This is a genomic window from Hymenobacter busanensis, assembly GCF_008727865.1.
Lineage (GTDB): Bacteria > Bacteroidota > Bacteroidia > Cytophagales > Hymenobacteraceae > Solirubrum > Solirubrum busanense.
Genome location: NZ_VTWU01000004.1, coordinates 438,301 through 460,914, shown reverse-complemented (window position 1 = coordinate 460,914; position 22,614 = coordinate 438,301). Strand labels below are relative to the sequence as shown.

The following is a 22,614-nucleotide window of genomic DNA, read 5'->3' as shown; positions in this document are numbered from 1 at the left end:
GCAAGCGCGGTGTGTAACGGGGCCCGGGCCAAGCGGATAGAGCGGGGGTAACGGCCGGAAATATTGGGAGAAAATGCGGCTTGCGCAATACGGGCCAAGGCCCTTATGCCAATTTTTCTACCTAAACTTGACTGACTCACCCGCTCGCCTATCTCCCACTACTATGGTAAACCTCTATCGTTTTTTGGCCGTGTGCGCAGCCGCGGCCGGCCCGCTTGCGGCGCAAGGGCAAGCCCCGGTGCTGGTGGCGCGGCTGCCGGCGGCCAACGCCGTGGCCGCCCCGCGCTCGGGCCCGGTGCAGCTGACCTTCTCCCAGCCCATGAGCGCGCAAACCGCCGCCCCCGACGCCGTGCGCGTGGTGAGCCAGTGGCGCGGCCCGCTGCCGGGCGCCTACGCCTACGCGGGCGCGGGCACGGCCACCGTCGCCTTCACGCCCGCCGCCCCGCTGTGGCCCGGCGAGCCGCTCACCGTCGCCGTCACGGCCCGCGCCACCAGCCTGGCCACCGGCACCCCCGCCGCCCCCACCCAGTTCCAGTTCACCGCCCAAGCCCCCGCCGGTAACGGCTTGTTTGGCACTGGGGCCAACGACGTGCGCGTGGGCACCGGCCCTCAGAGTGTGGCCTTGGGCGACGTCAACGGCGACGGCAAACTCGACCTCGTCACGGCCAATAACTTTGCCAATACAGTTTCGGTACGCTTGGGCAACGGCCTTGGCGGTTTCGGCGGCACCACCGAGGTAAGCGTGGGCGCTCGGCCAACCGGCGTGGTACTGGGCGATGTTAACGCCGACGGCAGCCTCGACCTCGTCACGGCTAACAACAGTACTCTAGGCACAGTCTCGGTGCGTTTGGGCGACGGCCTTGGCGGTTTCAGCGGCACTACCGAGGTGAGCGTAGGCTCCAACCCCTGCAGCGTGGCTTTGGGCGACGTCAACGGCGACAACCAACTCGATATTGTCGTGGCCAACAACGTGCCTCCCGGTAGTCACGGCAGAGCTTCGGTGCGGCTGGGCGATGGCGCGGGCGGCTTCAGCGGCACCACCAGCGTGAGCGTAGGTGATTTTCCCCAGAGCGTAACCTTGGGCGACTTGAATGGGGACGGCAACTTGGATATCGTCACGGCTAACAATACCGTCAACTCGGTCTCGGTGCGGCTGGGCGATGGCGCGGGCAGCTTCAGCGGCACCGCCAACGTGAGTGTGGGCATAAATCCCGTCCATGTAGCCCTGGGCGACGTGAACAGGGACGGCAATCTGGACATCGTTACGGCCAACGAGGCCAGTAATTCAGGCAGTGCTTCGGTACGGCTGGGGGATGGGATGGGTGTTTTTAGCGGCACCACCGAGGTGAGCGTGGGCATTTATGCCCGGAGCGTTACCTTGGGCGACGTCAACGCGGATGGCAACCTGGATATCGTCACAGCAAACAGTATTGCCAACTCAGCCTCCATACGCCTAGGCAACGGAACCGGCGAATTCGGCGGTGGTTCCCCCGAAGTGAGCGTGGGTGGCCAACCACAAAAAGTAGTTATGGGCGACGTCAATGGCGACGGCAAGCTCGACCTCGTCACGGCCAACAGCTACAGCAATAGTGCATCGGTACGCCTTGGCAATGGGAGAGGGAGTTTCAGCAGAACTACCGAGGTAAGTGTGGGAAATATTCCTTATAGCGTGGCCCTGGGCGACGTCAACGGCGACAACCAACTCGATATTGTCGTGGCCAACTACTTTCTCGCCTCGGTTTCGGTACGCTTTGGGAATGGAACAGGTGGTTTCAGCGGCAACACCACCATGAGCGTGGGCACTAATCCCCGTAGTGTGGTACTGGGCGACTTGAACGGGGACGGCAACTTGGATATCATCACGGCCAACCGTTTTTCTAATACGGCTTCGGTACTCCTGGGCAATGGGCTCGGAAGCTTCAGCGGCACCACCGAGGTGAGTGTAGGTAACAGTCCCCAAAGCGTGGCCTTGGGGGACCTGAACGGGGACGGCAACCTCGACTTCGTCACGGCTAACTACAACGCCAATGCAGCCTCGGTACGGCTCGGCAATGGGGCGGGCGGCTTCAGCGGCACTACCGAGGTGAGCGTGGGTACTAATCCGTGGGATTTAACGCTGGGCGACGTCAACGGCGATGGTGCCCTAGATATCCTCGCTGCCAATGTCGGTGCAAGATCGGTTTCTGTACGCTTGGGCGACGGCCTCGGCGGCTTTAGCGGCACCACCGAGGTGAGCGTTGGCTCCAATCCCTACAGCGTGGCCTTGGGCGACGTAAATGGCGACGGTAACCTCGATATCGTCACGGGTAATACCGGCAACACAGCTTCGGTGCGCTTGGGTGACGGGGCGGGCGGCTTTGCCGGCGCTACTGATGTTAGCGTAGGTGACGACCCTAGCAGCGTGGCCCTGGGCGATGTGGACGGCGACGGCGACTTGGATATCATCACAGCCAATTTTATTTCCAACTCGGCCTCAGTGCGCCTGAACAGTGGTGGTACCGGCGTACCCTTGCCCGTGAAACAGCCCCGCAGTACGGCCAGCCCTGTCCTGCAACTCTCCCCCAATCCGGCCCGCGCCACGGCCCAACTACTGGGCGCCCCGGCCGCAGCGGAGGTGCAACTCGTGAGCCTGCAGGGCCGGGTGCTGCGCCGCTTTGCACCCGGTACCACGCGGCTGGAACTGCACGGGCTGCCCGCCGGCCTCTACCTGGTGCGCGCCGGCCGGCAGGCGGCCCGCCTCGTGGTGGAGTAATTAAGCGACTTAGACGGACACGCAACGGCCGGGCCTTCTCAAGGGAGGGCCCGGCCGTTGCGTGTTCAGGTGCACAGGTCTGTCCGGCCAGAGGCGTGCCGGGCGGCTTTACTGCTTGGGAGCCGCGGGCAGGGCGCGCAGTTCCTGCAGGGCCTCCTGGGTTTTCTCGCGGGTGCGCTTTTTCTCTTCCTCCTCGCCCAGCGGCGGCTTGCTGGAGCTGTCGAAAAAGGCCAGGATGTTTTGGCGCACGGGCGGCGTAACGGCCTCGAACTTGGTGCCGGCCAGCTTGCGCAGCCATTCGCCGTAGGTTTCGTCGGCCAGGGCGTACTCGCCGGCTTTGGTGGGCTTGCCGGTGTCGAAATCGTAGTTGGCCAGCTGGGGCGGGCGGGTGGAGTCGGCTTGCTGCACCTGGCCCAGCACGCGGCAGTAGTCGGCCATCACGTCGGCAAAGCTTTGCTTGAAGATCTTCTGCGCCTCGGGCGTGGGCAGCTTGAAGGCAAAAGGCCGCAGCGGTCCGATTTTGGGCAGCACCTTGATGGCGTTGGACATGATACGGGCGCCAAGGCCGGGTTTGTCGTACTCGGTGCCGTACTCGCGGCGAAACTGCCGCTCGTTGTGGCGGTATACGTAGTCGCGGCGGCGGGCGCGCGGATCGAGCTTGCGGATGTTGTCGCGCTCGGCGTGCCAGGCGGCGCGGGCGGCGGTGGGAATCAGCTGGCTCACGGCAAAGCGGAAGGTGCTTACGCTAAGGTCGATGTTGACCACCACCTGCTTCAGCTCCAGGCCGTAGGTTTTCACGAAGGCGCGCTCCAGCACCTGCTTGTGCACCCGAAAGCCGATGAAGTCGTGGTAGGTATCGGAGCGGTAGCGACCGGCCGCCAACTGCACCACGTCGAAGGCAAACTCCAGCTGGGTGTGCTGAATGGGGGCCTCAAAGTAGGTAACGGACGGGCCGAATTGGGCGCCCAGGTCGGGGTAAACCGAGGGCATGGCGCGGTTGGTGCCTTCGGAGTGGCCCCGCACATCGGCGGTGTAGTGGGCCAGGGCGCCGAGGGCGAAGGCGTATTCGTTGCGGTTGTGGGCTTCGAGCAGCAGGTTGCGCACGAAGTCGCCGGAGCGCACGTAGTGGGTGAGGTCGGTGAAGAGCTTGGAGCCGAGCGGGTAGTAGCCCATGTCCTGCACGATGGAGCCGCCGTAGGTGTAGCTCTTGGCTTCCTTCCACTGCTCGGGCGTGGCGCCGGGGAAGCGTTGGTCGAGCAGGGGCCGCAGGCAGCGTCGCCAGCAGGTGTCCACGTTGGCTTGGTGGGTGAGCACAGAATACCCGGCGGCGGAAAACGGTGCGCTCAGCAGCAGCACCAGCAGAAAACGGAACATAGGCGGCAACAGGGCCTGCGGCGGCCCCCAGTGCCGAAACGGCAAACCGCGGCATGGCGTTGCCGTACCACCGGGTTCCACCTGCTTTTCCGCCCATGCCCCACCGTGCCACGTCAAGCCGCCTGCCGCTCTACATTTCCCTGACCATCGTTGGTGCGCTGGTGGCGTGCTACTTTCTGTGGCCCGCGTTTCAGCAGCAGCTGCAAACGGCCTGGGCGGCGCTGCGCAGCGGCGAGCAGGAAAAAGTGGCGGCCTGGGTCGAGCAGTTTGGCTACTGGGGGCCGGTGGTGCTGGTGGTGGCCATGGTGGCGCAGATGTTTCTGTTCGTCATCAACAACGCCCTGCTGATACTGGTGGCGGTGCTGGCCTACGGGCCGTGGTGGGGCTCGTTGCTGGCCTGGACGGGCGTGCTCACGGCCAGCAGCATTGGCTACTGGATTGGGCGCGGCCTGGGCGAGGCGTTTATCGTGCGGCTGCTGGGCGAAAAAGCCGAAAAGAAAGTGGCCGGCTTTGTGGACGACTACGGCATGGGGGCCGTAGCCGCGGCCCGCCTCACGCCCGTCATTTCCAACGACGCCATCAGCTTCGTGGCGGGCGTGGCGCGCATGGGCTACTTCAAGTTCATTGGCGTGACGGCCGTGGCCATCATGCCGCTCATCGGCCTGCTGGCCTACTTGGGCCAGGACAGCCAGCGGCTGAAAACGGGCCTGTTGTGGGTGTCGGGCGTGGGCCTGCTGCTGTTTGGCGGCTACGTGTGGTGGGACAAGAAGCACCGGAAGAAGTAGTTGCCAGTTGCCAGTAAAGGAACGTCATCCTGAGCCGAGCGAAGGACCTTTCAGCGCACAACGACTACTTTTTCACGACGCGTTCAGCGTTGAGAAGATCCTTCGCTCGGCTCAGGATGACCAACGATTTTTCGGGTTGCCTCACGCCCAAAACCAAAGCGGGCGGCTCCGTTGCCGGAGCCGCCCGCTGCTTGTTGTACCGGGCCAGCGCTAGGCCGCGGGCTTGATGCTGAAGCCGGCGTCTTCCACGGCCGCAATGATTTCCTGGGCCGTGAGGTCGTCGCTGGTAACGGTCAGGATTTTATCGGCCGAAGCCGTGTCGACCTGCCAGTTGTCGAGGCCGGCTACGTTGTTGAGCGCGGGCGTAACGGCCTTGATACAGCCGCCGCAGTTGATGTTGGTTTTGAAACGCAGGGTTTGCATGGCGTTTGGTGTTGAGGCGGCCCTACCGATGCCGGGCCACAGTATCAACAACAAAAGTAGGACCTACATTCCGCCGCCGGGCAACAGAATTCGGCAGCCCGGCTTACAAGATTTGCGCGTACCCAGCCACTGGTTAGGCGGCTGCCCTGCAGGCCTCTTCGCACCGGCGGCAGGCCAGGGCGCAGAGTTGGCAGTGTTCATCCTCGTGCTGGCTGCACTCTTCGTAGCACAAGCGGCAGATTTCGGCGCACTCGCGCAGCAGGTGCTTGCCGTGCTCCGAGCCGCGCGCCAGCAGCCGCGCCGTGAGGGCGCAAATGTCGGCGCAGTCGCGGTCGAGGGCAATGCAGCGGACCATCATCTGCACGTGCTCTTCCCGCAGGCAGGCCGAAGCGCAGTTTTCGCAGGCGGCTACGCACTCGTCGAGGGCCGACAGTAGGGTTTGGTTGGGAGCAATCATAGGGGCGGGGAAAGTAGGTGCTTCACTGCTATACCCCCTGCCCGCGTCCGGCGTTGTGCTTGGCGCCGATTAGCCGGCCCAAAGCCGCCACCCGACGAGCTAGGCCGCTTTTTCCAGGGCCATGCCGCACACGGGGCATTTGCCTGGCTTGGCGCTTTGGCTACCCTCGCACTGCATGGGGCACACGTAGCTGGTGGTGCCGGTGTTGGTTTGGTCGCCGGTCCCGCCTTCGGTTTCGGGGCGGGCCACTTCGTCGGTCGGCTGCTCAATTTTAGCCGAGTCGGCGGTGGCCTCGGTGGGCGGCGTCACGGTGGCGTCGTCGGCGGGCTTGCTGTTGCAGGCGCTCAGGAGGCTGCTGGCTAGCAGCACGGCAAAGAAAAAACGAGAAATACGCATGGAGGCTACGACAAGAATGTGGCCCGCAAAATTCCGAAACAAACCCCGTATTTACTGAAAACAAAGCAAGCTCCCAACGAAAAACGCCCGGCAGTGCCGGGCGTTTTTTGCAGGAAAGCGTTGCCAACCGGGCTTTGGCGCCCCGACGGACCTAGCCGAGGCCAGATTCAGCAGCTCCGGCTAAGCTTTTTTCTTCCACTTGATGCCGCAGCCCACGGCCTTGGTGGCGCTGGTGGTGGCGGGCTTGCCGGCCATAATTTCCGTCAGGGCCTGCTCCACGTATTTGGCGGTGGCGGCGTTGGCGTCTTCGGTGTTGTTGTCGATGGCGCCGATATAGGCCACCTTGAACTCGGAGCCGGCGCGCTGCAGCACGTACACGTGCGGCGTGCGGGTGGCGCCGTAGGTACGGGCCACGTCCTGGCTTTCGTCGAGCAGGTACGGGAAGGCGTATTGCTTGCTCCGGGCGCGCTTCTGCATGTCGGCGTAGGAGTCGCCGGGTGCTATTTGCGGGTCGTTGGGGTTGATGGCCACTACCGGGTAGCCCTGGGCGGCGTACTTCTTGTTCAGGGCAATGATGCGGTCTTCGTAGGCCTGGGCGTAGGGGCAGGTGTTACAGGTAAACACCACAATATAGCCCTTGGCGGCCTTGTTGTCGGCCAACGACACGAGTTTGCCATCCACGTTCTTGAGCTTGAAGTCGGCGGCTTTGTCGCCTACCTGGTAGCCGCCCTCGGCGGGGCGCAGAAAGCTGCTCAGGGTAGCCACCAGGGCCAGCAGCGTCAACAGAAACAGGGGCTTTTTCATGGCAAATGCGTTGGGGTGAAAAATTGGACGATACGTTAGCGCGCCACGGCCTGCAGCGCGGTTTCCAGCTCGGGCAGGGTCAGCGGCTTCTCAAACGACTGGCGGCGGTGGCGGGCGTTGTTGAACACCAGCGTAAACGGCAGCGCCCCCGACCAGCCCGCATCGACCTTGTCGATGAAGGCGTTTTGGTCGGGCTCGTTGAGCAGCCACACCGGCGCGACCAGCCGGTGGCGCTGCACAAAGGGGCGCACTTTTTTGTCGAGCTGCGAGGCAAAATCTAGGCTCACCAGCAGCACTTGCACCTTGGCAGTGGCGTGGCGGCGGCGCAGCTGCTCGAAGTGGGGCAGCTCGGCCACGCAGGGCCCGCACCACGTCGCCCAGAAGTTCACCACGTAGGTTGTGTCGGTGGGGCGGGCCAGCAGCTGTTGCAGGGCGGGCAGCTTCACCACGCGCACCTGCTGGGCTGCGGCGGGCAAGGCACTTAGCAGCAGGCTGGCAACGAGGAAGCGGAGTTTCATGGCGTGGGGCGTGGCCGGCATCGGCAAGGTACTTCGGCCGTCGAAATCAGGCGTTGGTTTCGGTATCGACAAGTAACACGGCCGGAAGGTTGCGCCTCGCATACGTTGCGTAATAAAACTGCCCCGCCAGATGAAATCCAGCGGGGCAGTTCAGCTTCTTCGACGAGGCACCCGGCAAGCCGGCACGAAACGACGGGTTATGGTTTAGCCGGAGCTGTTACTGAATGACCCACGACTGGTAGCTGTCCATGCAGGCATAGAAGCTATTGGCACTCATGGTACCATCGGTGTAGATGTACATAAAGTTCGGAATGAACACGTTGCTGGATTCCGAGGGGAGCGAAATGCACCCGTCCATCAGCTTCCGGATGGTGTAGGTAGAGCACGGCTGGTACATGTAGGCATTGGTAGGAATGAATGAGTATGATCCACTACCCGCGCTGGTTCCATCCCGGTAGGTTTTGGTGTAGGTACCGTTGGTGCCGAAGCGAATGGTTATCGGCCCCACTCCGCTTGTTCCGTTTTGGCGGTAGTCCACCGTAATGGTCTGGCCCACGATGCGGGCAAACGCCGCGTTGGTGAAGGTCGCGTTCAGCGTAATGGTGGCGTTGCGGTTGTTGGTGGCGTCGTATACCGTCACCTGGTAGGTGGGCTGTGTAACCGAAGCCGCCGACGTGGGCAGGCTGCCGAATACCACGGGCGTCCAATCGAGGCGGTATTGGCCCACTTTCACGGGCACGCCGTCCAGCGTCAGGCGCACCATCTGCGTCATGTGGTTGGGCAGCGTCACGCTCTGGCCGTTGTCGTAGGTGGCCTGCGGCGTGATGAGCGTGTAGTCGGGGTTGTAGTCGCCAATCTGCAGCTTATAGTTGTAGGCTACGGCCAGCACCTTACCCGTGAGGTCTTTCTCTTCCACAAAGCCTTCTTTGGTGACTTTGAGGTGGTAGCTGAACGTTTCGGGCTGGCCCGACAGCGACTTGAACTTCACCTGCTGCCCGGTTTGGCTCACCAGCTGCACGTTGGGGTTCGAAATGCCGCTGACGGTGATGTTGCTGGCCGCCAGAGTGGTAGCAGCAGTGGAGTTGTTGTAGCTGGGTACGGCGCCAAACACGGCCGTCAGCTTGGCCCAGTAGCCTTTCAGGGCCGACATGGCCCCCAGGAAGCGGGCGGTACCGGCGTTTACCTGTCCGTCGCCCTCGGCCACGGGCCGGAAAGCGGGCTTCAGGTTCAGGTCGGTGTTGGCGTTGTTGTTGAACTCGGATACCGTGTAGAGGTAGAGGCCTTTGCCAAAAATCCAGTTGGCTTCCAGAAACGGCCACAACGCCCGCTTGAACTGCAGCGCGGCGGGCCGCACTTCCGTTATCAGCAGGTAGCCGGCCGTGCCCAACGCCAGCGTGGCCGCCGCTGCCGACAGCCCAAACGAGGCCGGTGCCAGATAGGCCGCCGCACCGCCCAGCAGCAGCATTTCCAGAAACTTCTTGGAGCTGTTTTTCAGGTCGCCGGCGGCGCTGGCCAGGTTGTCGGCCGTGCAGCCGTAAAACGCCTTGAAATCGGTGCGCGGGCAATTCGACTGCCCCTGCGTCCGGAACACGGTTGGGCCGTCGAGCGTGGCGGCTACGTTGTTGGTAAAGGCCTTGAATACGCCCTTGTTGGCCTCGTAGAACAGAGCCGTTTGCCGTTTCTGGGCCGGCGTCAGCGAGTTAAACAGCGTCAGTACGTCCTGCTTCTGCTGCTTGATGGCGTTGACCTCGGCTACTTCGGCGGGCGTGTTCGGGTTCAGGGCCACCAGCTGCGCATCGAGGGTGGTGGTCAGGTTTGTTACCAGCTGCGCCGGGTCGGTATCCTTGGTTTGCGCCACCACAAACCGCACTTTCGATTTCTCGAACTGCAGGTACTGCTCGCCGATGCTGACCTCGGGCACGAAGAACGTAAGCGTGCTGTCGCCCGTTTTCACCAGCTCTACCGGGAGGCTGCCGAAAGTGGCCGTGTACCGGGCGGCCGCCACGGGCCCCGTGGCTTTCAGGTTCACCAGCTCGTAGGTGCCCACGTTGCTTTTTTCGGCGGTGAGCTTCTTGTCGTCGGGCGCGTCCTGGGCCGGGTCGGCCGGGTCTTTGGTGCAGCCGCCCGCCAGCACCAGCAAGGCAAAAAGGGCCGCTACCAGGCGTGCGGGCAGCAGAAAGGTTGATTTGGCGGAGAAATGGGCCATTCCGTGGGAGAAATGCGTGGGCGAAGTTTGAGGCTGCACTTGTGTAAACGAGGCGTAAACCCAAAGCCCGCAAGAGCTTGTTGCAGCGTAATAACCCGGTAAAATTACTGTTCGCCGTGAGCTGCCACAATACCTGCTTCCGGGTATTTCGCCGGGCGAAACGACTATTCCGCTAGGCAGTTGCCGATGACAGTAATTAGCGCCAGAAGCGTGTAGCAACCCGGCCACACTTGCTCGGGCAATGGGATACGATGGGGAACTGTTTACGCTTGGCAAGTCTGGCGCAGCCTGGCAACTGCCCAGCAATCAGAACCCCACTCGGTCTTTCTCACGAAGGCCACCGAGGAAGACTCGGCAAACGCCACTACAGTTCGCTGAGCAGCAAGTTTCACCGCAGTGTGCCCCACCGACCCATGCGTAGCTGCCCTGTACCGCTGCTTCTTCTCTTTTCAGCGGCTAACCCCAGCGCCGTCTGTAGCAAAACTACTTTGCAACTCCATTGGCACCACAAGCGGCGCACGGCGAAGCAAGCAATGCCGCACCTTGTCTGCTAAACCAGCCACGAAGTAAAAAGCCCGTTTCCAATCCAGAAACGGGCTTTTTGCTTTGCAGAGGAGGAGGGATTCGAACCCCCGGAGGTGTTACCCTCAACGGTTTTCAAGACCGCCGCAATCGACCACTCTGCCACTCCTCTAAGGGCACTTCACAAAAAAAGGCTTTTTCACGAACCGGAAAAAGCCTTTTGCAGAGAGGGGGGGATTCGAACCCCCGATACCCTTGCAGGTATAACGGATTTCGAATCCGTCGCATTCGACCACTCTGCCACCTCTCTGGGACCCAAACGAGTGGATTGGGACGGCAAAACTAGCACGATGAGCCAGCTTAGGCAACGTTTCGGCCGAAAATATTTCCACTAATGCGCCGCTCGCCCCCTTTTCCGGTGAGTGTCAGCGGCTAATGGGCGCGGGCAGCTTTGAGCGCGGCACTGACGGCGCGCTTCCTTTCGCCGCGTCCGGTCACCTCGTCCATGCTGATGTTCACTTCGAAGCCCAGAATAAGGGTCATGCACACGAAATCGAGCCAGACCATGAAGCCGACGAGCGTGCCGATGGAGCCGTAGAAGTGGTTGTAGCTGTCGAAAATGCGCACGTAGAGGGCGAAGAGCAGCGACACGAGCAGAATGAGCACGGTAGCCACCACGGCCCCGACCGACAAAAACGGCCAGCGGCTGTGCACGGCGGGCACGTAGTAGTACACGGCGCAAGTACCGAATAGAAAGAGCCCCACTACCGATCCATATTTAAGCAGCCCCAGCAGGAAGCCCGTCAGCCGCTCGGGCACAATTTCGTAGTACACCAGCGCGTCGACGATGTAGGTGCCGAAGAGCAGGGCTACCACCGACACGAGCAGGGCCACGGCCAGCCCCACGGTGAGTACCGTGGCAATGGCGCGCTTGCGCAGGTAGCTGCGCCGCCGGAAAATCGAGTGCTTTTTGTCGAAGGCGTCGAGCAGGGCCATGATGCCGTTGGAACTAAGCACCAGGGCCGTGGCAAAACCGAAGGAAAGCAGCCCGCCGTGCGGAATGTTCACGATGTCCTCGATGGTTTCGCGGGTGGCGGCGTACATCTCGCGGGGCATGATGTCGCCGAGGAACTGCAGGATGTCCTGGTTCAGGCCCGGCACCGGGATGTAGGGAATGAGCGTGAACAGGAAGATGATGGTGGGAAACAGCGCTACCGTGAAGTTGAACGCCATGTAGCTGGCCCGCTTGGTGAGCGAGTCGAGCTTGAGCTGGTGCAGCATGGTGTCCACCACGTCGTAGAGCGACACGCGCCCGCCGTAGAAGCGGATACCGCTCAGCCACAGAATAAAGCGTCGGTAGGTGCGGGTGCGCCGGGTGTTGATGACGCGGCGGTAGCGGTTGGGCAGGTTCATGTGGTCAATGAACAACTATCAATGCACAATGAACAAGGCTCGGGCGGCGCAGGTGCCCTAGGCGCTGGCGTCGTCGGTGCCGGTGGTGGCCGCGAAGTACGGGGCAATGCTGTCGAGCACGTGCTGGGGAATGGCGGTGGGCCGGCCGTTGTGGCTGCTCACAAACACCATCAGGGTCGAGCCTTCGGTGAGCAGGTCGTTGGCCTCGTTGTAGATTTCGTACTCGAACAGCACCCGGGAACCGTGCGGCTTTTCGCGCAGCAGCATGCGCACCCGCAGCAGGTCGTCGTAGCGGGCGGGGCGCTTGAACTTGATGCGCAACTCCCCTACCGGCATGCCCACGCCCTCGGCTTCCATGTCGCGGTAGCTGATGCCGAGCTGGCGAAAAGCTTCGGTGCGGGCCACTTCGAAATACGCCGCGAAGTTGCCGTGGTACACGTAGCCCATCTGGTCGGTTTCGGCGTAGCGCACGCGGATGTGAACGTCGGACTGGTACATTGCTTTAAGGTGCGAATGTGAGGAATGTGCTGATGGGTTAATGACCTGATTCGCTAACGAGCAAAGGCTCTAACTATCTGGAAGTTTAAAAATTAGTGCATCCCCACACTTACCACATCAGCGAAGCGCAGCACATTATTTCATAATTCCGCTCCGGCTTAGCGCGGCCTGGTACCGACGCGCGTTTACGAGGTGTTCCCGCTCGTTGGTGGCAAAGGCGTGGTAACCGCTGAAGTCCTCCTTGGCGCAGAAATACAGGTAATTGTGCTGCTCGGGATTCAGCACGGCGTCGATGCTGGCAATGCTGGGCAGGTTGATGGGGCCGGGCGGCAGGCCGGCGTACTTGTAGGTGTTGTAGGGCGAGTCTTTCTGCAGGTGCACGTTGAGCACGCGGCGGATGCCGAAGTCGCCGTTGGCGTACACCACCGTGGGGTCGGCCTGCAGCTTCATGCCGCGCTTGAGGCGGTTGAGGTACACGCCCGCCACGCGGGGCCGCTCATCGGCGTGCTGCTGCTGCTCGGCTTCCACAATGCTGGCGAGGGTGCTTACCTGGGCGCGGCTCAGGCCTTGGGCCTTGGCTTTGGCGTCGCGGGCAGGCGTCCAGAACCGCTCGTATTCCTGCTTGAGGCGGCCGAGCACCTTCTGCGGGGGCGTGGTGTAGTACAACTCGTAGGTGTTCGGAATGAACATCGTCAGCAGGGCCGTCGTGTCCTCGAAGCCGAGCGACTTGGCGTAGGCGTTGCTGCTGAGCAGGGAGTCGAACTCCTGCGGCCGGGCGGCAAAGCTCTGGCTAAGCTTGCCGGCCAAGTCGCGCCGCAACCGGATGTTCTGAAACGTGAGCTTGAGCGGGGCCTGGATACCACGCCGCAGGTCGTTGATGAGCTGCCGGTTGGTGTAGCCTTCCTTCAGCTCGAAGCGGCCGGGCTTCACCAGCTGGTCGTACTTCATGAGCTTGGCCACGAAGTGGAACGAAAGCTTATCGATAATGACCCCGCTGGAGTCGATGCTGTTCATGACGGATTTGTAGCTCTGCCCAGGGCGCACCACCACGTACGTCGGGCGGCCTTTGGTTTCCACGTTGGGCGTGAAAAACACCTGGTAGGCGTAGTAGGAAAACGTAATCAGCAACAAGCCGAAAATGCCCAGCGGGTAGGCAATACGATTTCGGCGGCGGGTGGCGCGGGCGCGGTATTCGGCGGGGGTTGGCATAGAGGACAGATGCAACCGAAACAAATACATAATGCATCGTATACCCGTGTATCTTTGGGTTACGGTGCTGTTTCGGTACCTTTGACGCGCCAAAAGTACGGCTTCTCTTCGCTTACCCTCTCACTTCCCTTTTTACCCATGTTCAACTCTTACTCTCGCGTACATTTCTTTGGCACGGTAGCTCTGGCCGCAGGCCTGTTTACCGCGGCTCCGGCCGTTGCCCAAACCCTGACCCCCATGCCGGCCCTGCGCCAGGTTGACGCTGACTTCCAGCCCACCATGCTGGGCCAGGTAGTAACCGTAGAAGGCACCGTACACGGTGCCAACCAGCGTTCGGCCACGCAAACCGGCTACCAGGCCGTTATCATCGACGCCAACAACGTAGGTGTGAACGTGTTCAGCACCACGGTTGCTCCCGCCACGCCCCTCGTAGAAGGCGACCTGGTGCGCGTAACCGGCGCCGTTGACTTCTTCCGCGGCCTGACGGAAATCAACTTCGCGTCCATCTCCAAAGTAGGTACCGGCACGGTGGTAACCCCGCGCATCGTAAACGGCCCCCTCACCGAGGCCGACGAGTCGTCGCTGGTGCGCATTGGCCAGCCGGTGCGCCTTGCTCCGGGTGCCAACTGGACGGCTACCGGCACGGCTTTCACCGTGGACGTGGTAACGGCCGGCGGCACGACCTACTCCATGCGCGTTCCGAACGGTTCCGACTTCGCTGGCATGCCGGCTCCGACGGGCTACTTCACCCTTACCGGCACGGGCAACCAGTTTGCCACCGCTGCTCCTTACAACACCGGCTACCAGATCTTCCCGCGTCGCCGTTCCGACATCAGCGCCGTTTCGGCCACGAAAGAAGCCGCTTTCGGCCGCACGCTGAGCATCTACCCCAACCCGGTAGCCAACGAGCTGAGCGTAGCCGTAGCTGCTGAAGCTCGCAACGCTTCCTACGAAGTGCTGAACGCCCTGGGCCAGCGCGTGCAGGGCGGTTCGCTCGCCGCCACCGAAGGCAAAGTGAACGTTGCCAGCCTGACCGGCGGCGTGTACATGCTGCGCCTCACCACGGCCGACGGCAGCGTAACCCGTCGCTTCATCAAGCAGTAATTGACCGGCCGGTTATTCGGCCAGTTAGCTTCTCGCACCCCTCGGTTGGTCTTGGCCAGCCGAGGGGTGTTTTTTTGCTCGCACCGATGCGGTTCGGTCTTTCTCACCGGCCTGTTTGTCACCGTCGCCGACAAGTCGCATCTTCAGCCTTTCGACCTGCCTTATGTCGTTGGTTTCTGCTCCGTATGCGTGGCTGATTGGTGCTTTTGCCTTGGGGGTACCCGGCGTGGCCCAGGCCCAATTGGTTTCCTTTTCTTTTGCCGGTGCGCTGGGCAGCGAAACCAGTTTGCCGCCCAATGCCCAACCCGCAGCCGCCACGGCTTCGGCCATGACGCGGGGCGCGGGGCTCACGCCTTCCTTGGCGGGCAACTCCATTTCCGCAGCCGATTGGACCACGGCTGCCAGTCCCGACCCTGCGGATTACTTCGCCTTCAGCATTCAGCCCGCACCCGGCTCCGTGCTGCGCCTCGACAGCCTGCGGTTCGACGAGCGGCGGTCGGGCACGGGCATTCTGGCCTGGGCCGTACGTTCCAGCCTCGACAACTTCACCGCCAATCTGGCCACCGCCACCGTCCCCGACGATACCAATACCCGCACCGACCAGCGGGTCACGCTGCCGACCGGCTTTCGGGCCGTGGGAGTTCCGGTGGAATTTCGGTTCTACGGCTATTCTGCGGAATCGGCTTCGGGTACGTGGCGCTTGCAGAATGTGCGCCTCTACGGCCAAAGCGGCGTAGCAATGGCCGTGCAGCCGAATGCAACGGTTTTGCTGGCTTGCTACCCCGTGCCCAGCAGTTCGGTATTGTACTTGCGCCCTGCGCAAGCGGCCGAGGTAGAATTGTTTGACCTGGCCGGCGGCATGCGGTTGCAGCAGCACATGCAGGCGCACGTCACCGCTGAGGTATCGGTGGCGCAGCTGACGGCGGGCGTGTACTGGCTCCGCACAACGGCCGCCGACGGCCGTACGGCTACCCAGCGCATTGTGGTCCAGCGCTAGGGAGTCGTAACTAGCAGGGCGGTTTGCGCGTCAAGCCAGTATTGCGTAACTACACCGCCCTTTCCGTCTCACCAAACCCGCAAAACGTATGGCCCAGGCTCAGCTGCTGCGTATTCATCCCGAAAACCCGCCCCAAAACCGTATTCAGCAAGCCGTGGAGGTGCTGCGCAACGGCGGCGTTATCATCTACCCCACCGATACGATTTACGGACTGGGCTGCGACATTACCAACCAACGCGCAGTGGAAAAGCTGTGCCGGATCCGCGGCCTCAAGCCCGACAAAGCCAACCTGTCCTTCATCTGCTCCGATTTGTCGCACATCAGCGACTATGCCAACGGCATTACCACGCCGGTTTACAAAGTGCTGAAAAAGGCGCTGCCCGGCCCGTTCACGTTCATCTTCGAGGCCAGTGCCAAAGCGCCCAAGTACGGCGGCGTGAAGCGCAAGACGGTAGGCATCCGCATTCCCGACAACCCCATTTCCCTGGCGCTGGTGCGGGAGTTGGGCAACCCCATTGTCAGCACGTCCATTCACGACGAAGACCAGATTATTGAATACAGCACCGACCCCGAGCTGATTTACGAGAAGTACCGCGTGCTCGTCGACCTCGTCATCGACGGCGGCTACGGCAACAACGTGGCCAGTACCGTGGTCGACTGCACAACCGAAGACTTCGACGTCATCCGGGCCGGCGCCGGGGACATTGAGCAGTATCTGTAGACCTCCTGCGAACAAGCCGACAAAAAAGCCCGTCTGTGCACAGACGGGCTTTTTTGTCGGTCTAGGCCGCACGTTTCAGCTTCCAGCGGCGGTGCGACCAGAGGTAGTCGGCTGGCCGGGCCCGAATATCGCGCTCCACGCAGCGGGCAAAGGCTTCGGTTATGGCGTGGGCGTCCTTGTCGAGCGGCGCGGTGCCGTCGTGCAGCTGCTCCACGCTGATTTCGTAGTAGCCGCGGCGCTGCCGCACAATATTCACGTACAGCACCGGGCAGTGAAACTGCGCCGCCAGTTTGTCGGCCCCGGTGTAGAAAGCAGTTTCCTGGTGCAGAAACGTGGTCCAGTAGGTTTGCTCGGGGCTGGCCGGGCTTTGGTCGCTGAGCATCGACAAAGACCGCGGCTGGCCGCGGCGGCGCAGCATGTCGCGCAAGGTGTCGCGCATGGGAATGAGGTGCGCGCCGGTGCGCGTGCGCAGCCGCAGCATGAAGTGCTCGAAAAAGGGGTTGCTGAGCGGCTTGTACACGCCGTGGGCTTTGTCGGGGAAGGTAACGGCGCCGGTGGGCAAAATCCACTCCCAGTTGCCGATGTGGGAGCCCAGCGCCAGCACCGTGCGTCCGGCCCCAAACTGCTCGGTAAACAGCTCGGCGTTGCGAATCTGCACGCGCCGGCGCAACTCGGCCGGACTAATGGCGGCCAGCTTTAGAATCTCGACGATAACATCGGCGAAGTGCCGGTAGAAGCCCGCGCTGATCTGCCGGATTTCCGCTTCGCTGCGCTCCGGGAACGAGTTGCGCAGGTTCTGCAGCACTACTTTTTGGCGGTAGCGCAGGCCGTAGCGCATCAGCAGATAAAACCCATCGGCCACTACGTGCAGCACCGATAGCGGCAACCGGGCCAAGCCCAGCAGCAACCACTCCAGCGGCACATAATACCAAGGAAACGGGCGGGTAGCAGGCGGCGCAATAGGGTGGCTCATCGGGGCAAAGATGCAGCCTCGGGGGCGTAATCCTGCGTGCCGCGGCTGAGCTTGGCTTTGCGCGTAGCCAGCACTTTGCCGGCGGCATTGCGCACTTCCACCGTCAGCGTGTAATTATCGGGCGGCAACGGGCCAAGGGGCAACTCGCCCACCACCGGCGTGGGCCGGCCCGATTTGGCTTGGGCAATCGCCGCGTCCGCATCGGCCGCCGCGCCATCTTCCGATTCGATGTGGTAATGCAGCTTTAATGGCTGGCCCGCGGGCACCTGGTACATTTCCAGGTAGAAAAAAAGTTGGTCGGAGGCACGGGCGTAGGCCCCGCCCGGCGTGCGGCTGAGCAGGTGGCCGCCGCGGATGAAATTACTTTGCTCGGTGGTTGTGCTGGCTGCTTTCGCCAGAAACACAACGTCGCTGAGGGCGGGAGCGGCGGCTGGGAAATCCAGCGCCAGCGACTGCTCTACTTTCGCCGGGGCCGCGCTTTTGCGGTACATATCGCGCAGCTCGCCCCGCAGCGTGTACTGCCCAGCCGGCAGCGTAATGCGCTTCAGAAAGCTCTGCGGGTTTTTGATGGCAATGCTGGTGTCGCTGATGACGGGCGGCTTGAGCGTAATGGCTTCGGAGTAGGCCGGCTTGCCATCGGCTTTGAGAATGTGTAGCGTCACTACCGCGGCGGCTTGGTAGCTGCCTTGGGCTCGTTTTACGTAGGTCAGGCCGTTGCCCGGCACGGTGGCGTACAGCTCTACTTCGTACGTGTTGCCAGCGGCCAACGTACGGAACCGGGCTACGTCGAGCACCAGCTGCGGCGCGGCGGCTGATGCGGCACTGGCCCACAGCCAAAACAAAAAGAAGGACGACAGCAAACGAACACGCATAAGCAGCAAAGCAACGAGAGCAGAAGATACTCCGAGTACAACGCAAAAAAGCGGCCGAAGTAACCTGATAAACCCGGTCGCACAATTTTTATGGAATCCGGCCGTATTTCGCATCATCATTGGCGAGGCGCCGCGGCCGCGGCTATGCGGCTAAGGTCGCCCCGCTCCCGCCTTGTTTCCTGCCCTTGCCTGCCACTATGTCTACCATCCTGTTCGAGCTTTCTTACTGCCCGCCCGCGGCGTTTTTCGCCGAACTGCTGACGGCCGATTCGCTGTTGCTGGAGCGGCACGAGAATTACCGCAAGCAAACCTACCGCAACCGCTGCCTCATTCTCACGGCGCAGGGCGTGCAGCCGCTCACAGTGCCCGTCATCGACGGCAACCGCTCCGAAAAAGCCCCCATCGCCGCGCTGGAAATCGATTACCGGCAAAACTGGGTGCACCGCCACTGGCGCACTTTGCAAACGGCTTACGGCAACAGCTCGTATTTTGAATACTACGCCGACTACTTGCACGACATTTACGTAAGTAAGCCAGACCGGCTCTTTGATTTAAATCTGGCGGTGCTGCACTTGTTGTTGCGCTGCCTCCGCCTCACGCTTCCCGTCGAGTTTACTACCGAGTGGCACGCCCGCTACCCGGCCGGTACGCTTACGGACCGGCGGGATTGGCTGACGCCAAAAGCCCTGCCTGACAGCCCGTCAGGCGCAGGGTTGCGGCAAGGCTATCGGCAGTGCTTTGGCGCGGGGTTTGTACCCGGCCTGAGCGTGCTGGACCTCTTGTTCGCGGTGGGTCCGGCGGCCGGTACGTACCTCGTACCCGCATCCAGCGCCGGGGGCGAACAAGGCACCGAACCTTTGACCCAAACGGCCGGTTTAATATCTGACATCCGGTAACTCACCACGGGCGCGCTTGCGCGACACCGGATTCTTTCTCACCTTATCTGCATGGAAGCGAAATTCTCAAACCGCGTCAAGGAGGTCATTTCCCTTAGCCGGGAAGAGGCCATCCGCCTTGGCCACGACTATATCGGTACCGAGCACCTGTTGCTGGGGATGATTCGCGAGGGCGAGGGCACGGCAATTGCCCTGCTCAAGAAGCTGGGCGTGTCGGTAGAAGAGCTGAAATACGCTCTTGAGCAAGCCACACGTAACACAGCCACCCAAGGAATCAGTATAACGGGCAGCATTCCGCTGACGAAGCAGACGGAAAAGGTCCTGAAGATTACGTATCTCGAAGCCAAAATCTTCAAGAGCGAAATCATCGGCACCGAACACCTGCTGCTCTCGATTCTGCGCGATGAAGACAACATTTCTTCTCAAATCCTGAGCAAGTTCAACGTGAACTACGAAGCCGTACGCGATTCGCTGGATTACCACGGAACCGGTAGCACCAGCCAAAACCCCACCGACCGCGCCCCCGACACCGACGACGACGACAACGACAAGCTGTTTGGCTCGTCCAAGTCTTCGTCGGGCACTGCCAAAAAGCCCGGTGAAAAATCGCGCACGCCTGTGCTCGACAACTTTGGCCGCGACCTGACCAAGCTGGCCGAAGACGACAAGCTTGACCCCATAGTGGGCCGCGAAAAGGAAATTGAGCGCGTAGCACAGATCCTCTCGCGCCGCAAAAAGAACAATCCGATTCTGATCGGTGAGCCCGGCGTAGGTAAAACGGCTATTGCCGAAGGCCTCGCCCTGCGCATCGTGCAGAAGAAAGTGTCGCGCGTGCTCTTCAACAAGCGCGTCGTTACGCTCGACCTCGCGTCGCTGGTGGCCGGTACCAAATACCGTGGCCAGTTTGAGGAGCGAATGAAGGCCGTGATGAACGAGCTGGAGAAGTCGCCCGACGTAATTCTGTTCATCGACGAGCTGCACACCATCGTGGGAGCCGGCGGTGCCTCGGGTTCGTTGGATGCCTCGAATATGTTCAAGCCGGCTCTGGCCCGCGGCGAAATTCAATGCATCGGTGCCACCACTCTGGACGAGTACCGGCAGTACATCGAGAAAGACGGCGCCCTGGCCCGTCGTTTCCAGATGGTGATGGTGGACCCCACCACGCCGGAGGAAACCATCGAAATCCTGCACAACATCAAGGACAAGTATCAGGACCACCACCACGTGGTGTACACCGATAAAGCCATTGAGGCGTGCGTGAAGCTCTCGGACCGCTACATGTCGGACCGTTTCCTGCCGGACAAAGCCATCGACATTCTTGATGAAGCCGGTGCACGCGTGCACATCAACAACATTGTGGTGCCCGAGGATATTCTGAAGCTCGAAGAGAGCATCGAGAACATCAAGGGCGAGAAAAACCGCGTAGTGAAGTCGCAGAAATACGAGGAAGCCGCGCAGCTCCGCGACAAGGAGAAGAAGCTTCTGGAGCAGCTCGACCAGGCCAAAAAGAACTGGGAGGACGAGACCAAGAAGAAGCGCTACACCGTGAAGGAGGAAAACGTGGCTGAGGTAATTGCCATGATGACCGGCATTCCGGTGAGCCGCGTGGCCCAGAACGAAAGCCAGAAGCTCCTCAACATGGGTGAGGAGTTGAAGGGCAAGGTCATTGGTCAGGACAAGGCCATTGCCCAGCTCGTGAAGGCCATCCAGCGCACCCGCGTGGGCTTGAAAGACCCGAAGAAGCCCATCGGCTCGTTCGTGTTCCTCGGCCCGACCGGCGTGGGTAAGACGGAGTTGGCCAAGGTGCTGGCTACCTACCTCTTCGACAAGGAAGATTCGCTGGTGCGCATCGACATGTCGGAGTACATGGAGAAATTCAGCGTCTCGCGCCTGGTGGGCGCGCCTCCCGGCTACGTGGGCTACGAAGAGGGCGGTCAGCTGACGGAGAAAATCCGCCGCAAGCCGTACTCGGTTATCCTGCTCGACGAGATTGAGAAGGCCCACCCGGACGTGTACAACCTGCTGCTGCAGGTGCTCGACGACGGCATCCTGACCGACGGCCTCGGCCGCAAGGTGGACTTCCGCAACACCATCATCATCATGACCTCGAACATCGGGGCGCGTGATTTGGCCGACTTCGGCGTGGGCATCGGCTTCGGCACGAAGGCTCGCCAGGAAAGCATTGATGATTTGACGAAGAGCACCATCACGAATGCCCTGCGCAAGACTTTCTCGCCGGAGTTCCTGAACCGTTTGGACGACGTCATCGTGTTCAACGGCCTGCAGAAGGAAGACATCTTCAAGATCATCGACATCTCGCTCTCGAAGCTTCGCAGCCGCATTCAGGCGCTGGGTTACCGCATCGAGCTGACGGAAGCCGCCAAGACGTTTGTGGCTGAGAAAGGCTACGACCCGAAATACGGTGCCCGTCCGTTGAACCGCGCTATCCAGAAGTTCATCGAGGACCCGATTGCCGAGGAAATTCTGAAGGCCCAACTCACGCAAGGGGACGTCATCGAAGCTACGCACGAGGAAGGCAAAGAGGAACTGACGTTTACCTCGCGCAAGAGCGACGAGGCGTCGAGCCTCGCCAGCGACGAACGTCCGGCTGAGCCGGCTCCGGAGTCGCCGGAAGGGAAAACGGGCGAGTAATTGTCCCTAATTAACACAAACGGCCGGCTGCTTGCGCAGCCGGCCGTTTGTGTTTTTATTCCTTCTGTACTGAATTTTCTAGCGCAAGACTCGGTACAGACGGCTGAACTGTTTTAGGCCCATCGTTAGCAAGTTTCGGGGCAAGCTGCTGCCGTCGAAACGAATGAGGCCGGTATCGTGGCTTGTCATTTGGGTGAAATACCGAAATGCTTGCCCAAAGCGGCGCACCCGAATGGCAAGCAGCAGCAATTCGAAATAATGAAACCCAATGACTCGGCTGACTTGCTGATGATAAGCTGGCGGAAGGTGAGGCTGAAGTTTGAGGAAGAAATTAATCCGGTCTTCGTAGCGCACAAAGGCATTGAGGCGGGAGAATGAGCCGTGTGCGTGGATGCGGTACACGCCCATATCGTCGGGCGAGTATACAGCGGTGCCGCCTTCGAGCAGCAGCAGAATCAACAACGCCAAGTCGGGGTACGGCAGCTCGTAATACCACTCGGGCAGTGCCCCGGCGAACGTGTTGCGAAACAACACCGACAACGTGACGACCGGGTGACTGGGCTGCAGAAAGTCGCGGAGTGTGAAGTCTCCGTTAACGGGCAGCTGGCGCGGGGTTGGCGCCGGGTACATAGCGCCCACTATTTCGTCGAGCACCTGCACCTGGTGGAAGGTGAACATGCGCTGCGAGTCGGCTTCCAAGGCTTCTACCTGCTTCTGCAGTTTCAGCGGGTCGGTCCAGTAGTCGTCGCCGTCGAGCATGGCTACGTACTTGCCTCTGCACATGGCAAACGTGGGCCGCAACACCGGAATCATGCCCATGTTGGTCGGCGACAAAAACAGCCGGATACGGTCGGGGTAGCGTCGGGCGTATTCCTCAACGATGGCCCGGGTGCGGTCGGTGGAGTAGTCTTCGCCCACCACAATTTCCACAGCGAAAGTGGTTTGCTGCATCAGCACACCTTCCAACGCCTGAGCAATGTAGTGCTCGTGGTTGTAGGTAATAAGCCATACACTAACCAAAGGGGAAGCCGACATGCGCAAG

Annotated in this window: 20 protein-coding genes and 2 tRNA genes; 7 read left to right on the top strand and 15 right to left on the bottom strand. The window is 61.4% G+C overall.

Features of this window, described 5'->3' with window-relative positions; translation table 11 throughout:
• Positions 1–163: 163 nt before the first annotated feature.
• Entirely contained in the window at positions 164–2,752 is a 2,589-nt protein-coding gene (locus F0P96_RS12965; RefSeq protein WP_160620091.1) for an FG-GAP-like repeat-containing protein, read from the top strand.
• 108 nt (positions 2,753–2,860) lie between these two features.
• Here the strand turns inward: F0P96_RS12965 and F0P96_RS12960 are convergent, their stop codons facing one another.
• Positions 2,861–4,126, bottom strand: a complete 1,266-nt coding sequence (locus tag F0P96_RS12960) for a zinc dependent phospholipase C family protein (protein WP_151079318.1) — start codon at positions 4,124–4,126, stop codon at positions 2,861–2,863.
• Between the two features lie 95 nt (positions 4,127–4,221).
• Between F0P96_RS12960 and F0P96_RS12955 the strand changes: the two genes are divergently transcribed.
• Positions 4,222–4,911, top strand: coding sequence for a TVP38/TMEM64 family protein (locus F0P96_RS12955; protein ID WP_151079317.1), 690 nt, complete (start codon positions 4,222–4,224; stop codon positions 4,909–4,911).
• Positions 4,912–5,121: 210 nt separating this feature from the next.
• Here F0P96_RS12955 and F0P96_RS12950 read toward each other — a convergent pair whose 3' ends face one another.
• From F0P96_RS12950 to mltG, 11 genes are all read right to left on the bottom strand, one after another.
• On the bottom strand, positions 5,122–5,334 hold the full coding sequence (locus F0P96_RS12950) for a heavy-metal-associated domain-containing protein (RefSeq protein WP_151079316.1): 213 nt from the start codon (positions 5,332–5,334) through the stop codon (positions 5,122–5,124).
• Positions 5,335–5,467: 133 nt separating this feature from the next.
• Entirely contained in the window at positions 5,468–5,791 is a 324-nt protein-coding gene (locus tag F0P96_RS12945; protein ID WP_151079315.1) for a four-helix bundle copper-binding protein, read from the bottom strand.
• 99 nt (positions 5,792–5,890) lie between these two features.
• Positions 5,891–6,187 carry a heavy metal-binding domain-containing protein gene (locus tag F0P96_RS12940; protein WP_151079314.1) on the bottom strand — a complete coding sequence of 99 codons (297 nt, stop codon included), beginning with the start codon at positions 6,185–6,187 and terminating at the stop codon, positions 5,891–5,893.
• Between the two features lie 180 nt (positions 6,188–6,367).
• A complete protein-coding gene (locus F0P96_RS12935) occupies positions 6,368–6,991 on the bottom strand; it encodes a thioredoxin family protein (RefSeq protein ID WP_151079313.1) in 624 nt (207 codons plus the stop codon).
• A gap of 35 nt (positions 6,992–7,026) precedes the next feature.
• The gene (locus F0P96_RS12930) at positions 7,027–7,509 is read right to left on the bottom strand and encodes a TlpA disulfide reductase family protein (protein WP_160620093.1); all 483 of its coding nucleotides are present in this window, start codon (positions 7,507–7,509) and stop codon (positions 7,027–7,029) included.
• 217 nt (positions 7,510–7,726) lie between these two features.
• Positions 7,727–9,715 carry a pilin gene (locus tag F0P96_RS12925; protein WP_151079311.1) on the bottom strand — a complete coding sequence of 663 codons (1,989 nt, stop codon included), beginning with the start codon at positions 9,713–9,715 and terminating at the stop codon, positions 7,727–7,729.
• 609 nt (positions 9,716–10,324) lie between these two features.
• Positions 10,325–10,409: transfer RNA gene (locus tag F0P96_RS12920), tRNA-Ser, on the bottom strand.
• A gap of 51 nt (positions 10,410–10,460) precedes the next feature.
• Positions 10,461–10,547 (bottom strand) — tRNA-Ser (locus F0P96_RS12915).
• A 122-nt stretch (positions 10,548–10,669) separates the two neighbouring features.
• Positions 10,670–11,650, bottom strand: a complete 981-nt coding sequence (locus F0P96_RS12910) for a YihY/virulence factor BrkB family protein (protein WP_151079310.1) — start codon at positions 11,648–11,650, stop codon at positions 10,670–10,672.
• Positions 11,651–11,707: 57 nt separating this feature from the next.
• A complete protein-coding gene (locus F0P96_RS12905; protein WP_151079309.1) occupies positions 11,708–12,148 on the bottom strand; it encodes an acyl-CoA thioesterase in 441 nt (146 codons plus the stop codon).
• A 135-nt stretch (positions 12,149–12,283) separates the two neighbouring features.
• On the bottom strand, positions 12,284–13,357 hold the full coding sequence (gene mltG, locus F0P96_RS12900; RefSeq protein WP_151079308.1) for an endolytic transglycosylase MltG: 1,074 nt from the start codon (positions 13,355–13,357) through the stop codon (positions 12,284–12,286).
• 138 nt (positions 13,358–13,495) lie between these two features.
• Here mltG and F0P96_RS12895 point away from each other — a divergent pair, with 138 nt between their 5' ends.
• The 3 genes from F0P96_RS12895 (at position 13,496) to F0P96_RS12885 (ending at position 16,179) form a co-directional block, all read left to right on the top strand.
• A complete protein-coding gene (locus F0P96_RS12895) occupies positions 13,496–14,461 on the top strand; it encodes a T9SS type A sorting domain-containing protein (protein ID WP_160620095.1) in 966 nt (321 codons plus the stop codon).
• A gap of 163 nt (positions 14,462–14,624) precedes the next feature.
• Complete coding sequence (locus tag F0P96_RS12890) at positions 14,625–15,458, top strand: T9SS type A sorting domain-containing protein (RefSeq protein ID WP_151079306.1); 834 nt, start codon at positions 14,625–14,627, stop codon at positions 15,456–15,458.
• 88 nt (positions 15,459–15,546) lie between these two features.
• On the top strand, positions 15,547–16,179 hold the full coding sequence (locus tag F0P96_RS12885; RefSeq protein WP_151079305.1) for an L-threonylcarbamoyladenylate synthase: 633 nt from the start codon (positions 15,547–15,549) through the stop codon (positions 16,177–16,179).
• Between the two features lie 61 nt (positions 16,180–16,240).
• On the opposite strand, the gene F0P96_RS12880 is transcribed toward F0P96_RS12885, so the two are convergent.
• Positions 16,241–17,152 carry a lysophospholipid acyltransferase family protein gene (locus F0P96_RS12880; protein ID WP_167291209.1) on the bottom strand — a complete coding sequence of 304 codons (912 nt, stop codon included), beginning with the start codon at positions 17,150–17,152 and terminating at the stop codon, positions 16,241–16,243.
• Positions 17,149–18,024, bottom strand: coding sequence for a hypothetical protein (locus tag F0P96_RS12875; protein ID WP_151079304.1), 876 nt, complete (start codon positions 18,022–18,024; stop codon positions 17,149–17,151). Before F0P96_RS12875 ends, F0P96_RS12880 begins: the two co-directional genes overlap by 4 nt.
• Before the next feature lie 197 nt (positions 18,025–18,221).
• Between F0P96_RS12875 and F0P96_RS12870 the strand changes: the two genes are divergently transcribed.
• Together F0P96_RS12870 and F0P96_RS12865 are read left to right on the top strand one after the other, a co-directional pair.
• Complete coding sequence (locus tag F0P96_RS12870; RefSeq protein WP_151079303.1) at positions 18,222–18,920, top strand: WbqC family protein; 699 nt, start codon at positions 18,222–18,224, stop codon at positions 18,918–18,920.
• Between the two features lie 51 nt (positions 18,921–18,971).
• Complete coding sequence (locus tag F0P96_RS12865) at positions 18,972–21,572, top strand: ATP-dependent Clp protease ATP-binding subunit (RefSeq protein ID WP_151079302.1); 2,601 nt, start codon at positions 18,972–18,974, stop codon at positions 21,570–21,572.
• 78 nt (positions 21,573–21,650) lie between these two features.
• On the opposite strand, the gene F0P96_RS12860 is transcribed toward F0P96_RS12865, so the two are convergent.
• Complete coding sequence (locus F0P96_RS12860) at positions 21,651–22,607, bottom strand: glycosyltransferase family 2 protein (RefSeq protein WP_151079301.1); 957 nt, start codon at positions 22,605–22,607, stop codon at positions 21,651–21,653.
• Positions 22,608–22,614 lie beyond the last annotated feature (7 nt).

Coding starts and splice junctions, on each gene's coding strand:
- F0P96_RS12905 (WP_151079309.1), bottom strand. CDS start 12,148: ATGTACCAGTCCGACGTTCACATCCGCGTGCGCTACGCCGAAACCGAC.
- F0P96_RS12925 (WP_151079311.1), bottom strand. CDS start 9,715: ATGGCCCATTTCTCCGCCAAATCAACCTTTCTGCTGCCCGCACGCCTG.
- F0P96_RS12930 (WP_160620093.1), bottom strand. CDS start 7,509: ATGAAACTCCGCTTCCTCGTTGCCAGCCTGCTGCTAAGTGCCTTGCCC.
- F0P96_RS12955 (WP_151079317.1), top strand. CDS start 4,222: ATGCCCCACCGTGCCACGTCAAGCCGCCTGCCGCTCTACATTTCCCTG.
- F0P96_RS12950 (WP_151079316.1), bottom strand. CDS start 5,334: ATGCAAACCCTGCGTTTCAAAACCAACATCAACTGCGGCGGCTGTATC.
- F0P96_RS12880 (WP_167291209.1), bottom strand. CDS start 17,152: ATGAGCCACCCTATTGCGCCGCCTGCTACCCGCCCGTTTCCTTGGTAT.
- F0P96_RS12860 (WP_151079301.1), bottom strand. CDS start 22,607: ATGTCGGCTTCCCCTTTGGTTAGTGTATGGCTTATTACCTACAACCAC.
- F0P96_RS12940 (WP_151079314.1), bottom strand. CDS start 6,187: ATGCGTATTTCTCGTTTTTTCTTTGCCGTGCTGCTAGCCAGCAGCCTC.
- F0P96_RS12945 (WP_151079315.1), bottom strand. CDS start 5,791: ATGATTGCTCCCAACCAAACCCTACTGTCGGCCCTCGACGAGTGCGTA.
- F0P96_RS12865 (WP_151079302.1), top strand. CDS start 18,972: ATGGAAGCGAAATTCTCAAACCGCGTCAAGGAGGTCATTTCCCTTAGC.
- F0P96_RS12875 (WP_151079304.1), bottom strand. CDS start 18,024: ATGCGTGTTCGTTTGCTGTCGTCCTTCTTTTTGTTTTGGCTGTGGGCC.
- F0P96_RS12895 (WP_160620095.1), top strand. CDS start 13,496: ATGTTCAACTCTTACTCTCGCGTACATTTCTTTGGCACGGTAGCTCTG.
- mltG (WP_151079308.1), bottom strand. CDS start 13,357: ATGCCAACCCCCGCCGAATACCGCGCCCGCGCCACCCGCCGCCGAAAT.
- F0P96_RS12935 (WP_151079313.1), bottom strand. CDS start 6,991: ATGAAAAAGCCCCTGTTTCTGTTGACGCTGCTGGCCCTGGTGGCTACC.
- F0P96_RS12885 (WP_151079305.1), top strand. CDS start 15,547: ATGGCCCAGGCTCAGCTGCTGCGTATTCATCCCGAAAACCCGCCCCAA.
- F0P96_RS12965 (WP_160620091.1), top strand. CDS start 164: ATGGTAAACCTCTATCGTTTTTTGGCCGTGTGCGCAGCCGCGGCCGGC.
- F0P96_RS12890 (WP_151079306.1), top strand. CDS start 14,625: ATGTCGTTGGTTTCTGCTCCGTATGCGTGGCTGATTGGTGCTTTTGCC.
- F0P96_RS12910 (WP_151079310.1), bottom strand. CDS start 11,650: ATGAACCTGCCCAACCGCTACCGCCGCGTCATCAACACCCGGCGCACC.
- F0P96_RS12960 (WP_151079318.1), bottom strand. CDS start 4,126: ATGTTCCGTTTTCTGCTGGTGCTGCTGCTGAGCGCACCGTTTTCCGCC.
- F0P96_RS12870 (WP_151079303.1), top strand. CDS start 18,222: ATGTCTACCATCCTGTTCGAGCTTTCTTACTGCCCGCCCGCGGCGTTT.